Origin of the sequence: Streptomyces sp. NPDC079020, from assembly GCF_044542225.1 — a bacterium.
GTDB lineage: Bacteria > Actinomycetota > Actinomycetes > Streptomycetales > Streptomycetaceae > Streptomyces.
In genome coordinates, this window is record NZ_JBITUB010000016.1 from 119213 (window position 1) to 133261 (window position 14049).

Consider the following 14049-nt stretch of genomic DNA (forward strand, 5'->3'; position numbering starts at 1 on the left):
CGCCGGGGAGTGCCCGTCGTACGGATCCGGCCGCCTGGCTGAACTACCCGTGCGCGCGCACTAGATTGACCGGGGCAGTGGACGGACCTGGCTGGTCAGGGGGCAACGGTTCATGAACGACGAAGGCACGCACCACGCACGGGGCACGAGTGCGAAACGTGTGCCAGGACCCACCCCGCCACCACTGCCGTCCCTGCCGCCCCGGGTGGGGCCCGGGGACGGGGGCACCCCGCTGGGGGAGTGGCTGCGCACCCCGCGCCGGCCCCAGGCCCCGGGCGTCTGGCGGTACGGCCACACCCCGCGCCCGCCCGAGAAGCCCGAGGGCGTCTCCGACCGCTCACTGGTGGTCGGCGTGGTGATCTCGCTGCTCTCCGGCCTGCTCCTGTGGTCGCTCTGGCGCAACGGCTACATCCCCTACCGGCTGATCCCGGTCAAACTCTTCACGCCGGGCGACTGGTGGTACGCGGGGAGCTTCGGCGGTCCCGCGACGGTCGAGGGGGCCCGTGCCCTCACGGTGTACGAGGCCATCCTCTTCGGCCTCCTCGTCTACGGCTGCGGGCGCCTGGGCAACTGGTCCGAGCTCTTCCGGCGCCATGTGGCGAGCCGGGGGCAGCCCCTGCTCGCGGTGGCGGCGGCGCTCGCGGCCGGACTGGCCCAGCTCCTCGTCTGGAAGGACGCCGTGCCGGTCCTGCGGCCCGCGCTGATCCTGGTCGCCGCCGTCGTGGGCGGCGAGAACTTCCAGAGCCAGACGGTCGTGAACCTGGTCTACACGCTGATCGCCGCCGCGGTGCTCTGGCCGTTCGCCCGGCTGGGCCGCTGGCGCGAACTGGCCGCCGCCCGCCTCGGCCGCGGCTCCGCCGCGCGGGGCGGGGACGCGGAACACTCCGTACCGGCACAGCTCGCCGCACCCTCCCCCGACCGCTGGCCCGAGCTGCGGGACGCCGGATGGACCGACGCCGCCGACACCCTCACCGCCGAGGTGCGCGCCGGCCGGATGAACGACGTCGACTGCGCCCGGCTGCGCCACGCCTGGGCCGTCGGCCGGGACCACCCCGACCGGCTCGCCGCGCTCGGCGAGGCCGTACTGCGCAACGGGGGCGCCGCCGCGCTGCACCCCTCGGGCAGCCGCGACCTGCCCCGGCGCACCGCACAGCACGATCTGCTCACCGGTCAGGTCCGGATCGGCCGCTGCGCGGACGACGCGCACAACCCGTACGCCCGCCGGGGCTCGGGCCTGGCGCTGGAACCCGCGCTGCTGGGCACCTCGCTGCTCGTGGTCGGACCGCCCGGGGCCGGCAAGTCCGACCGGCTGGTGCGCCCGGTCGTCGAGTCCCTCGCCCTCCAGGCCCTGGCCGGGAAGGCGGCGCTGCTCGCCGTCGGCGCCAAGGGCGCACCGCTCGGCCCCGACGACGCCTACGACGTCGTCGTCAAGATCGGTGACCCGGCGTCCGGCCACGACTTCGACCTCTACGGCGGTACGACCGACCCCGACGAGGCCGCGGCCGTGCTTGCGGAGGGGCTGGCCGGTGACGTCGGCAGCCTCGACAGCCGGCGCGCCGCGACCGTCCTGGCCCAGCTGCTCGGCCCCTACCGCACCGCGCACGGCCACTTCCCCGGCGTCCCCGAACTGCGCGAACTCCTCGACGGCGGCCCGGCCGCGCTCGCCGCGCTGCGGGCGGCACTCGAAGCCGGCGGACACGCGGCGATGCTGCGCGAGCTGGATGCCCGCGCCCGGCAGGCGGGCGGCGCGGGAGATCCCGCGCCGGCACTCGCCGACCGGATCGCGCTGCTCGACCGGCCCGCGTTCGCAGGGTTCTTCACCACCGGCGGCGAGGCCCGCGTCTTCTCCCTGCGCTCCCTGGAGCAGTATCCGCTGCGGGTCCGCGTCGACCTTCCCGAGCGCGGCCACGCGGAGGCCTGCCGGCTGCTCACCCGGCTGCTGCTCGCCCAGTTCAACGCCGTCGCCGCGGCCCGTACCGACCGCTCGCTGTTCGCCGGACTCGTCCTGGACGACGCCACCCACGCCGTCACCGCCGAGACCGTCCGGGGCATCCGGCGCCTGCGGTCGGTGAACGCGGGTGTGGTCCTGGCCCTGCGGACCATCGATGACGTCCCGGAGACGCTGCATACCCCGCTGCTCGGCGCGGTCGGCTGCAGCATGGCCTTCGCCGGCATCACCACCTGGGACGGCAAACGGTTCACGGAGGCCTGGGGCAAGGAGTGGGTGGAGACCCGCGAGGTCGCCCAGCACACCGTCTTCGCCGACCAGCCGTTCACCCGGGCACTGCACGCGCTGCGCAAGCTCGTCACCGGCAAGGCCGTGACCAGGGACGCCGTGACCGTACGGCAGGTCGAGCGGGAGCGCTGGTCGGCCTCGGAACTGGCCTACTCCGTTCCGGCGGGGCACGCGGTGCTCTCGCTGACGACGGTGGCGGGGGAGCACGCACCCCCGCTCCTGGTGGAGCTCGGTGGCTGAGAGCGGTTCCAGGGACCCTGCCGCCCTGGCAGAATCGAAGGCAGCCGTTCATACGGGACGGCGAAATCGACACCATCGACCTCTGAGGGTTCCGGTCCCATGCCCCCTACTCTCGCCTCGCTCATCAAGCATCCGGCGCTCAGGCTCACGGTGCGCGCGGGGGCGGACCGGCTCGGTACCCCCGTGCGCTGGGCGCACGCCAGCGAACTCGCCGACCCCGTGCCCTACATGGACGGCGGCGAGCTCCTGCTCGTCACCGCCACCAATCTCGACGCCGAGGACGCCGGGGCGATGCGCCGGTACGTGCGGCGGCTGGCGGGCGCCGGGGTCGCCGGTGTCGGCTTCGCGGTCGGCGTCACCTACGAGGACATCCCCCAGGCGCTCGTCGACGCCGCCGAGGAGGCCGGGATGCCGCTGCTCGAAGTCCCGCGCCGCACCCCGTTCATCGCCATCAGCAAGGCCGTCTCCGCCGCCATCGCCGCCGACCAGTACCGCGCCGTCACCGCGGGCTTCGAGGCCCAGCGGGAACTGACCCGGGCCGCCGTCGCCGGGGACGGTCCCGCCGGGCTGCTCACCCGGCTCGCCGCGCACATCGACGGCTGGGCCGCCCTGTACGACACCTCCGGCGCGGTCGTCGCCGCCGCGCCCGACTGGGCCGCCCGCAGGGCCGCCCGCCTCACCGCGGACGTGGAGCGCCTGCGCGAGCGGCCCGCCCCGGCCAGCGTGGTCGTCGGCGACAGCGACGACCGGGTCGAGCTCCAGTCGCTGGGCACCGGGCGGCGCGCCCGCGGCGCCCTCGCCGTCGGCACGGGCGCGGCGCTCGGGACCGCCGAACGCTACGCCGTGCACTCGGCCGTCGCCCTGCTCACCCTCACCACCGCCCGCTCCCGCTCGCTCCAGGGCGCCGAACAGCGCCTGGGCGCCGCGGTCCTGCGGATGCTGCTGGCCGGGCAGCCCGACCACGCGCGGGCCGTCGCGGGGGACCTGTACGGCGGGCTGCTGGACGCGCCCTTCCGGCTGCTGATCGCGGAGACCGCCGAACCGGCCGGCTCCGAACCGCTCGCGGAGGCCATGGAGTCCGCGGCCTCCCGGTCCGGCGAGTCGCTGCTCATGGTGCCCGAGGGCGACCGCCTGGTGGTCCTGGCGGCGGACGGCGGCGCGGCCGTCGCCGCCTGCACCGCGTACGCCGAGGCACAGGACGCGCGCCCGGCGCGCGAGCCGGGCGCGGAGGAGGGCGAGGTGGTCGTGGGCCTCTCCGCCCCGGCCGGACCGATCGCCGTGTCCGCCGCGTACAAGCAGGCCGAACAGTCCCTCTCGGTCGCCCGCCGCAGGGGCCGGGCGCTGGTCGAGCACGAGGAGCTGGCGACCGGCTCGGTGCTTCCGCTGCTCGCCGACGACGCGGTACGGGCGTTCGCCGACGGGATGCTCCGCGCGCTGTACGAGCACGACGCGAAGGGCCGCGGCGACCTCGTCGCCTCCCTGCGCGCCTGGCTCTCCCGGCACGGCCAGTGGGACGCGGCCGCCGCCGACCTGGGGGTGCACCGGCACACGCTGCGCTACCGGATGCGCCGGGTGGAGGAGATCCTGGGCCGCTCGCTCGACGACCCGGACGTCAGGATGGAGCTCTGGCTGGCGCTGAAGGCGACGACGGCGGCGGGGTCCGCACCGGAGTGACCGGCAGGCCGTCCGCGCCCTGCCCGGCGGCCGCCTCCGACAATTCGTAGCACGGCCACTGCCGCGTGCTCCATGTCGGACAAACGTCCCGAGCGCTCCGCCGCCCTAACGTGGGACACCAGTGGGAAGCCCTCCGGGCGCCCGCGAACTCCGTCACGACCCCCGAAGGGCCGGAACCGCCATGACTTCCACCCACGCCTTCTGGCTGGCCGGCCGCCGGGCCACCGGCGAGGACAGCTTCGACGTCACCAACCCCTACGACGGCCGTCTCGTCGGCACGGTCGGCGTGCCGACCGACGCTCAGGTCGAGGAGGCCGTCGCCGCCGCGCACGCCGTGCGCGAGGAGTTCGCCGCAACCCCGGCGCACGTCCGGGCCGCCGCGCTCGACCACGTCGTACGGCGCCTCGGGGAGCGCACCGAGGAGATCGCCCAGCTGATCTCGGCCGAGAACGGCAAGCCGATCAAGTGGGCCCGCGGCGAGGTCGGCCGCGCCGTCTCCGTGTTCCGCTTCGCCGCCGAGGAGGCCCGCCGCTTCAACGGGGGCGACGCCCAGCGGCTGGACACCGACGCCGGCGGCACCGGCCGCCTGGGGCTCACCCGGCGTTTCCCGCGCGGCGCCGTCCTCGGTATCGCGCCGTTCAACTTCCCGCTCAACCTGAGCGCCCACAAGGTCGCCCCGGCCATCGCCGTCGGCGCCCCGATCATCCTGAAGCCCGCCCCGGCCACCCCGATCTCCTCGCTGATCCTCGGTGAACTGCTGGCCGAGACCGACCTCCCGGCCGGTTCCTGGTCCGTACTGACGGTGCCCAACGAGAAGATGCCCGCCCTGGTCCAGGACGAGCGGCTGCCCGTGATCTCGTTCACCGGCTCGGGCCCGGTCGGCTACTCGATCATGGAGTCGGTGCCCCGCAAGCACTGCACCCTGGAGCTGGGCGGCAACGGCGCGGCGGTCGTCCTCGGCGACTACGCCTCCGAAGCCGACCTGGACTGGGCCGCGGCCCGCATCGCGACCTTCTCCAACTACCAGGGCGGCCAGTCCTGCATCTCGGTGCAGCGCGTCATCGCCGACGCCTCGGTCCACGACCGGCTCCTCCCGAAGATCGTCTCCGCCGTCGAGGCGCTGGTCACCGGCGACCCCGCCGACGCCGCCACCGACGTCGGCCCGCTGGTCAGCGAGGACGCGGCCAAGCGCGTCGAGTCCTGGGTCGACGAGGCCGTCGCCGCCGGGGCCGAGCTGCTGACGGGCGGCAAGCGCGACGGGGCCACCTACGCCCCCACCGTGCTCACCGGCCTCCCCGCCGATGTGAAGCTCTCCTGCGAAGAGGTCTTCGGCCCGGTCATGTCCATCCAGAAGGTGGACGGCGAGGCCGAGGCGTTCGCCGCCGTCAACTCCTCCAAGTACGGCCTTCAGGCGGGCGTGTTCACCCACGACCTGCAGACCGCCTTCCGCGCCCACCGCGCCCTGGAGGTGGGCGGCGTGATCATCGGCGACGTCCCCTCGTACCGCGCGGACCAGATGCCCTACGGCGGAGCCAAGCAGTCCGGCGTCGGCCGCGAGGGCGTGCGCTACGCGATGGACGACTACACCTACGAGCGCGTCCTGGTCCTCACCGGCCTGGCCCTCTAGGACGGACCCTCCGGAAGGGCCCCGGGCCCTCCGGAGAGGCTCCAGGCCCTCAGGAGCCACCCGCCCGCATTCCGCCTGGACAGCACGACGGCGGGCGGGGGAACGCGAACGGCCCGAGCCCACTGTGCGGGGGCTCGGGCCGTCCGCGTGCCCCGGCGCACGGGTGGTGGACACGGCTGGGATCGGGTAGATACGGACAAGTGATACCGAATTATTCGGTACCCATCGAAACCCGTATGTTCCGTTCCATCGGCCCCCCAAGCGGCGAGGTGAGCTCCTCATGTCCGCCCCACCCCAAACGCCCGAGATCCCCCGTGTCACCGAGCGCGAAGCGCGCCGTGTGGCCGAGGCCGCCCGCGAGCAGGACTGGCGCAGGCCGAGCTTCGCCAAGGAGCTCTTCCTGGGCCGCTTCCGGCTCGACCTGATCCACCCGCACCCCCTGCCGTCCCCGGACGACGTCCGGCGGGGCGAGGAGTTCCTGTCCCGGCTGCGCGCATTCTGCGGGACGGGGATCGACGGAGCCCTGATCGAGCGCGAGGCGAGGATCCCCGACGAGGTGATCAAGGGGCTCAAGGAACTCGGCGCGCTCGGCATGAAGATCGACACGAAGTACGGCGGTCTGGGCCTCACCCAGGTGTACTACAACAAGGCGCTCGCCCTCGTCGGATCGGCCAGCCCCTCGGTCGGCGCGCTGCTCTCGGCCCATCAGTCGATCGGCGTACCGCAGCCACTGAAGATCTTCGGCACCCAGGAGCAGAAGGACACCTTCCTGCCCCGGCTGGCCCGCACCGACATCTCGGCCTTCCTCCTCACCGAACCCGACGTCGGATCCGACCCGGCCAGGCTCGCCACCTCCGCCGTCCCCGACGGCGACGACTACGTCCTGGACGGGGTGAAGCTCTGGACCACCAACGGGGTCGTGGCCGATCTGCTGGTCGTCATGGCCAGGGTGCCCGAGTCCGAGGGGCACCAGGGAGGCATCACCGCGTTCGTCGTCGAGGCGGACTCCCCGGGTATCACCGTGGAGAACCGCAACGCCTTCATGGGACTGCGCGGCATCGAGAACGGCGTGACCCGCTTCCACCGCGTCCGTGTCCCCGCCGCCAACCGGATCGGCCCCGAGGGCGCCGGTCTCAAGATCGCTCTCACCACGCTCAACACCGGGCGCCTCTCGCTGCCCGCCATGTGCGTCGGCGCCGGGAAGTGGTCCCTGAAGATCGCCCGGGAATGGTCGGCCGTACGCGAACAGTGGGGCAGGCCGGTCGCCCGGCACGAAGCGGTCGGCGCGAAGATCTCCTTCATCGCCGCCACCACCTTCGCGCTGGAGGCCGTGGTCGACCTCTCCTCCCAGATGGCCGACGAGAACCGCAACGACATCCGGATCGAGGCCGCCCTCGCCAAGCTGTACGGCTCCGAGATGGGCTGCCTGATCGCCGACGAACTGGTCCAGATCCGCGGCGGCCGCGGTTTCGAGACCGCCGACTCCCTGGCCGCCCGGGGCGAACGGGCCGTCCCCGCCGAGCAGCTCCTGCGCGACCTGCGGATCAACCGGATCTTCGAGGGCTCCACCGAGATCATGCACCTGCTGATCGCCCGGGAGGCCGTCGACGCCCATCTGAAGGTCGCGGGAGACCTCATCGACCCGGACAAACCGCTGTCGGCCAAGGCCAGGGCGGGCGCCAACGCCGCCGGGTTCTACGCCCGCTGGCTCCCCGGACTGGTCGCCGGACCGGGCCAGCTCCCGCGGACCTACGGCGAGTTCCACCCCGCGGGCCACCCCGACCTCTCCACCCACCTGCGCTACGTCGAGCGCTCCGCCCGCAAACTGGCCCGGTCCACCTTCTACGCGATGTCCCGCTGGCAGGGCCGCATGGAGACCAAACAGGGCTTCCTCGGCCGGATCGTCGACATCGGCGCCGAGCTCTTCGCGATGAGCGCCGCCTGCGTGCGCGCCGAACTCCTGCGCACGAGCGGCGACCACGGCCGGGAGGCGTACCAGCTCGCCGACGCCTTCTGCCACCAGGCCCGGATCCGGGCCGAGGAGCTCTTCACCCGCCTCTGGTCCAACACCGACGACCTCGACAGCCGGGTGGTCGAGGGCGTGCTGGCCGGCAGGTACACCTGGCTGGAGGAGGGCGTCGTCGACCCGAGCGGCGACGGCCCCTGGATCGCCGACGCCACCCCGGGAGCGTCGACCAAGGAGAACCTCCACCGGCCGATCCGCTGAGCGGCGGTCCCCCGCGGGACAGCCCGGAAGGGACGCGTCCACCCGCCGGACGCGTCCCGCCCGGCCGCCCGGCACACGGCACAATGACGGACCGTGACCGTCATCGACATTCCCGGCTCCAAGTCCGTCACCGCGCGCGCCCTCTTCCTGGCCGCCGCGGCGAAGGGCACCACCACCCTCCTGCGCCCCCTGCGCTCGGACGACACCGAGGGCTTCACCGAAGGGCTGGACCGCCTCGGGTACGCGGTCACCCGCGAGGCGGACCGCTGGCACATCGAGGGCCGCCCGGCCGGACCCGCCGTCCCCGACGCCGACATCTACTGCCGGGACGGCGCCACCACCGCCCGCTTCCTGCCGACCCTCGCGGCGGCCGCCGCCTCCGGGACGTACCGCTTCGACGCCTCCGCCCAGATGCGCCGCCGCCCGCTCGCCCCGCTCACCGAGGCGCTGCGCACCCTCGGTGTGGACCTGCGCCACGACGGGGCCGAGGGCCACCACCCGCTGACCGTCCGCTCCGCCGGCATCAGGGGCGGCGAACTGACCCTGGACGCGGGGGAGTCGTCGCAGTACCTCACGGCCCTGCTGATGCTCGGCCCGCTCACCGCCGAGGGCCTGCGGATCGAGGTCACCGAGCTGGTCTCGGCGCCGTACATCGAGATCACCCTCGCGATGATGCGGAGCTTCGGCGTCGAGGTCGCCCGGGAGGGGAACACCTTCACCGTCCCGCCCGGCGGCTACCGGGCCACCACCTACGCCGTGGAGCCCGACGCGTCCACCGCGAGCTACTTCTTCGCCGCGGCGGCCCTCGCCGGCCGGGAGGTCACCGTCCCCGGGCTCGGCACCGGCGCGCTCCAGGGCGACCTGCGCTTCACCGACGTCCTGCGGCGGATGGGCGCCGAGGTCCGCACGACGGCCGACGGCACCACCGTCCGGTCCGACGGAACCCTGCGCGGACTCACCGTCAACATGCGTGACATCTCCGACACCATGCCGACGCTGGCCGCCATCGCGCCCTACGCGGACGCACCGGTACGGATCGAGGACGTCGCCAACACCCGGGTCAAGGAGTGCGACCGGCTGGAGGCGTGCGCCGGGAACCTGCGCCGCATGGGCATCACCGTTCACACCGGCCACGACTGGATCGAGATCCACCCCGGCGTCCCGCGTCCCACGGAGATCGCCACGCACGGCGATCACCGCATCGTCATGTCGTTCGCGGTCGCCGGACTGCGTACCCGGGGGCTGACGTACGACGACCCCGGCTGTGTCCGCAAGACGTTCCCGCAGTTCCACGAGGTCTTCGCCGGGTTCGCGGGACCGGCCGGGGAACAGGCGGACAGCGTCGGCTGAGACTTCCGGGGCCGGCGTCCGGAGCCCGGCGTCCGGGGCCGGCGTCCGGAGCCGGGGCCCCTTCCCGTGTCCCCGCGCCGCTTTCGCCCGTTCGGGAGGCGCCGAGGTGCGCCGCGTCCCGGCCGAGCGGCAGGTGCTGTTCCACCAGGGCCGCGAACCGGCCGACCGGGACCGCCGGGACATGGAGCGGCTGCGCCTGAGGTTCGGTGTCGAGGCACACATCCGAACCGTGCGTCAGTGCGGTGGGGGCGGGCCGGATCAGGACGACGGCCCCACCACGGCCTTGGACGAGAGCCGTCCGCCGGTGAAGCACAGCCGGTAGGCGTCCGAGGACATCAGCGCCGTGCTGTAGTACACGCAGTCCGCCCCGGCGGGCGCCCCGCCCGCCCCGGACGGCGGCTCGCCCCGGGGCAGCGCGGGCAGCCGCTCCGACATCTCGGCGCGCGGCCCGCCCACGGTCAGCCGCGCGTACCGCTCACCGTCCAGGACCGCGAACGACGAGCCGGCCACGCTGGCCGGGACCACCAGGACGAGTGCTCCGGCGACGACCGCCAGCGGTGCCCGCACGGTCTGTGCCAGCAGCCGGCGCACCTGGCGTCCGGCCCGTTCCAGTTCGACGGCGGACGGAACGGGCTCCGGCACGGTGCCGCTCCAGGAACCGGATCCGGTCCCGCCGCCCGCATCGGCGGCCGGTCGCCCGGGTGCCTGGGCGGGCAGCTCGGCGACGACCCGGAAGCCGCCCCGGGGCGTGGGCCCGGAGACCAGCGTGCCGCCCGCCAGCCGTACGCGTTCGCCGAGCCCGGCGAGCCCCGTCGCGCCGGAGGCGACCCCGGGCGGGCCGGCGGACCTCGGTGCCCCGTTCACCACACCGACGCGGACCCTCCCTCCGCCCCGCGCCAGCTCGACACGGACCGCGGCGCCCGGGGCGTGCTTGACCGCGTTGGTCAGGCCCTCCTGGACGACCCGGTGCACCGCGAGGGCGGTCATCCTCGGCAGCCCCTCCGCGATCCGGTCCGTGCCCTCCCCGCCCGAGGGGGCGTACGAGACCGCGACCCCGCAGGAGCGCGCACGCTCCACCAGAGCGCCGACGGACTCCCCGGCCGGGGAGCGGTCCTCCGTGCCCAGTACGCCGACGATCTCGCGCAGCTTTCCGGTCGCCGCCGCCGCGGCCTCCCTCAGCTCACCGGCGGCAGCCCGGCCTCCGGGACCCAGCGCGGGGTTCAGCTCCAGCGCCGCGGCCCGGACCGCGAGCAGGGTCAGCTCATGGCCGAGCGAGTCGTGCATGTCGCCCGCGATCCGGGCCCGTTCCGCGATCCGGGCCCGGTCGGCGACCGCCCGCCGCTCGCTCGCCACCAGACCGGCGACCCGCCGCCCGGTGGACAGCAGCTCGGCGTACCGCCTGCGGTGGCGGCCGAGCAGCCAGGGCAGCAACAGCAGAAGCAGCTCCAGGGACACCCGGCCCAGCACCGTCACGGGCCGGTCCCACGGCTCCCGCGTGAGGTAACCGCACGCCGGCACGGCTGCCACCGTCAGCGCCGCACCGGCGAGGGACACCGGCCCGGGGCGCGTGGCGGACGGCCGGGACCCCGCGAGGAAGGCGAAGACCGCCAGCGCCGCCCAGTACACGGGCGCGAGCGACCCCGCACCCCACCACAGGCCCAGCAGCACCGGCACACTCAACGCGGCGAGCGGCCACCGCCGCGAGACCCCCACGGCGGCTCCCAGCAGGGGCACCGCGACCACCGCCTCGGCCCGGTGTCCGCTCCCCAGAAAGATGGCGGACGTCACCACGGGAGCGCAGAGCACGAGCCACAGCCCGGTGCCGGGGAGAAGGGACGGGCGGGCGGACCGGCGGAGGGGGCATCGGCGGAGCGGACGGCGCATCACTTCAGGATGGGTGTTCCGCGGGCGCCCGGGGTCGGACGGAAGCAGGAGACCGCGTCAGACCTGAGAACGACCCGGACGGGGAAATCCCGCGCCGGACGCGGGCCGGCGGGGACGCCCTGTCCACGCGCACAGGCGATGCGGCAACAATGGGGGGCATGAGCGACAGCCCTGCCCCCCTCGCCGACCCGCATCTCGTCTTCGACGCCGCAGAAGGACGCCGGGATCTCGTGATCCTCGGCTCCACCGGGTCCATCGGCACCCAGGCCATCGACCTGGTGCTGCGCAACCCCGACCGCTTCCGGGTCACCGCGCTCTCGGCCGCGGGCGGCCGGACCGCCCTCCTCGCCGAGCAGGCACGCACTCTGCGGGTGGCCACGGTGGCGGTCGCCGCCGAGGACGCGGTGCCCGCTCTGCGCGAGGCGCTGCGGGAGCAGTACGGGGCCGGGGAGCCCCTCCCCGAGATCCTGGCCGGACCCGACGCGGCCACCCACCTCGCCGCGAGCGACTGCCACACCGTGCTGAACGGGATCACCGGCTCCATCGGGCTCGCCCCGACCCTCGCCGCACTGGAGGCGGGCCGCACGCTCGCCCTCGCCAACAAGGAGTCGCTGATCGTCGGCGGCCCGCTGGTGAAGGCGCTCGCCGCCCCGGGGCAGATCATCCCGGTCGACTCCGAGCACGCCGCGCTCTTCCAGGCACTCGCCGCCGGGACCCGCGCCGATGTCCGCAAGCTCGTCGTCACGGCCTCCGGCGGTCCCTTCCGCGGCCGGACGAGAAGCGACCTGGCCGACGTCACCCGGGAGCAGGCCCTCGCCCACCCGACCTGGGCCATGGGCCCGGTCATCACGATCAATTCCGCGACGCTCGTCAACAAGGGACTGGAAGTCATCGAGGCGCATCTCCTCTACGACATTCCGTTCGACCGGATCGAGGTCGTGGTCCATCCCCAGTCGTACGTGCATTCCATGGTGGAGTTCACCGACGGCTCCACGCTCGCCCAGGCCACCCCGCCGGACATGCGCGGTCCGATCGCCATCGGCCTCGGCTGGCCCCTGCGCGTCCCGGACGCCGCACCCGCCTTCGACTGGACGAAGGCCTCCAGCTGGGAGTTCTACCCGCTGGACAACGAGGCGTTCCCGTCCGTCGGGCTCGCCAGGCACGTCGGTACGCTCGGCGGCACCGCGCCCGCGGTGTTCAACGCCGCGAACGAGGAGTGCGTGGACGCATTCCTCGCGGGACGGCTGCCGTTCAACGGAATCATGGATACGGTCACCGAGGTGGTGACCGAACACGGCACCCCCGCCCCGGGAACTTCGCTGACGGTCGCGGACGTCCTCGATGCGGAGACCTGGGCCCGTGCCCGGGCCCGGGAACTCTCGGCGAAAGCGACAGCGGAGGCGCGCGCATGAGTCTGACCACGATCCTGCTGACGATCCTGGGGATCGTCATCTTCGCCGTGGGGTTGTTGTTCTCGATCGCCTGGCACGAACTGGGCCACCTCTCGACCGCCAAACTCTTCGGCATCCGGGTGCCGCAGTACATGGTCGGCTTCGGCCCGACCCTCTGGTCGCGCAAGAAGGGCGACACCGAGTACGGCATCAAGGCCATCCCGGCGGGCGGCTACATCCGCATGATCGGCATGTTCCCGCCCGGGGCGGACGGCCGGATCGAGGCGCGCTCCACCTCGCCCTGGCGCGGCATGATCGAGGACGCCAGATCCGCCGCCTACGAGGAGCTGGAACCGGGCGACGAGACGCGGCTCTTCTACACGCGCAAGCCCTGGAAGCGCGTCATCGTGATGTTCGCCGGACCGTTCATGAACCTGGTCCTGGCCGTCGTGATCTTCATCGGCGTGGCGATGAGCTTCGGATTCCAGACCCAGACCACCGAGGTCGCCGGCGTCCAGAAGTGCGTGATCTCGCAGAGCGAGGACCGCGACACCTGCAAGAAGTCCGACCCCGTCTCACCGGCCCAGGCCGCCGGACTCCAGAAGGGCGACCGGATCGTCGCCTTCGACGGGCAGCCGATCGACGACTGGGCGACGCTCTCCGACCGCATCCGCGGGACCATCGGTCCCGCCACCCTCACCGTGCAGCGCGACGGCCAGGAAGTGACGCTGCACGCCGTGCTGCGCGAGAACGCCGTCACGAAGAAGGACTCCAACGGCGAGGTCGTGCCCGACCAGTACATCAAGGCGGGCTACCTCGGCTTCGCCGCGCAGACCGAGATCGTGCCGCTCACCTTCGGCGAGTCCGTGGTGCGCATGGGCGACATGCTGGAGAACGGCGTCGACTCGATCATCGCCCTGCCCTCCAAGATCCCGGACCTGTGGGACGCGGCCTTCGGCGACGGCCAGCGCGCCGACGACTCCCCGGTCGGGGTGGTCGGTGCCGCCAGGATCGGCGGCGAGGTGATGACGCTGGATGTCCCGGCGCAGAACCAGATGGCGATGATGCTGTTCCTGCTGGCCGGCTTCAACCTCTCCCTGTTCCTGTTCAACATGCTCCCGCTGCTCCCGCTCGACGGCGGGCACATCGCGGGCGCGCTCTGGGAGGCCGTGCGCCGCAATCTGGCCAAGGTCTTCAGGCGTCCCGACCCGGGCCCGTTCGACGTGGCGAAGCTGATGCCGGTCGCCTATGTCGTCGCCGGGGTCTTCATCTGCTTCACCCTGCTCGTCCTGGTCGCCGACATCGTGAACCCGGTCAAGATCTCCTGACCGCCGCATCCGCCCCGGCGGCCCCACAGGTGGACGCCGGACACACACGTGGTGTCCGGCGGCCCACCACCGGTTCGCCCGGGCGGTGTGAT

Annotated in this window: 9 protein-coding genes; 8 read left to right on the forward strand and 1 reads right to left on the reverse strand. The window is 73.6% G+C overall.

Features of this window, described 5'->3' with window-relative positions; translation table 11 throughout:
- Positions 1-112 precede the first annotated feature (112 nt).
- From ACIGJO_RS28855 to ACIGJO_RS28880, 6 genes are all read left to right on the forward strand, one after another.
- Positions 113-2476, forward strand: a complete 2364-nt coding sequence (locus ACIGJO_RS28855) for an ATP/GTP-binding protein (RefSeq protein ID WP_399963001.1) — start codon at positions 113-115, stop codon at positions 2474-2476.
- 99 nt (positions 2477-2575) lie between these two features.
- On the forward strand, positions 2576-4150 hold the full coding sequence (locus ACIGJO_RS28860) for a PucR family transcriptional regulator (protein ID WP_399963003.1): 1575 nt from the start codon (positions 2576-2578) through the stop codon (positions 4148-4150).
- A 181-nt stretch (positions 4151-4331) separates the two neighbouring features.
- Positions 4332-5777, forward strand: coding sequence for an aldehyde dehydrogenase family protein (locus tag ACIGJO_RS28865; RefSeq protein ID WP_399963005.1), 1446 nt, complete (start codon positions 4332-4334; stop codon positions 5775-5777).
- 280 nt (positions 5778-6057) lie between these two features.
- On the forward strand, positions 6058-8004 hold the full coding sequence (locus ACIGJO_RS28870) for an acyl-CoA dehydrogenase family protein (protein ID WP_399963007.1): 1947 nt from the start codon (positions 6058-6060) through the stop codon (positions 8002-8004).
- 93 nt (positions 8005-8097) lie between these two features.
- A complete protein-coding gene (gene aroA, locus ACIGJO_RS28875) occupies positions 8098-9354 on the forward strand; it encodes a 3-phosphoshikimate 1-carboxyvinyltransferase (RefSeq protein WP_399963009.1) in 1257 nt (418 codons plus the stop codon).
- Positions 9269-9676, forward strand: coding sequence for a nucleotidyltransferase domain-containing protein (locus tag ACIGJO_RS28880; RefSeq protein WP_399963011.1), 408 nt, complete (start codon positions 9269-9271; stop codon positions 9674-9676). Before aroA ends, ACIGJO_RS28880 begins: the two co-directional genes overlap by 86 nt.
- Here the strand turns inward: ACIGJO_RS28880 and ACIGJO_RS28885 are convergent.
- Entirely contained in the window at positions 9613-11142 is a 1530-nt protein-coding gene (locus ACIGJO_RS28885; protein ID WP_399963013.1) for a sensor histidine kinase, read from the reverse strand. The genes ACIGJO_RS28880 and ACIGJO_RS28885 overlap by 64 nt on opposite strands.
- 254 nt (positions 11143-11396) lie before the next feature.
- Between ACIGJO_RS28885 and dxr the strand changes: the two genes are divergently transcribed.
- Together dxr and ACIGJO_RS28895 are read left to right on the forward strand one after the other, a co-directional pair.
- A complete protein-coding gene (gene dxr / locus ACIGJO_RS28890; protein ID WP_399963015.1) occupies positions 11397-12650 on the forward strand; it encodes a 1-deoxy-D-xylulose-5-phosphate reductoisomerase in 1254 nt (417 codons plus the stop codon).
- Entirely contained in the window at positions 12647-13957 is a 1311-nt protein-coding gene (locus ACIGJO_RS28895) for a M50 family metallopeptidase (protein WP_399963017.1), read from the forward strand. The genes dxr and ACIGJO_RS28895 overlap by 4 nt, the downstream gene beginning before the upstream one ends.
- The last annotated feature ends 92 nt before the right edge of the window (positions 13958-14049 follow it).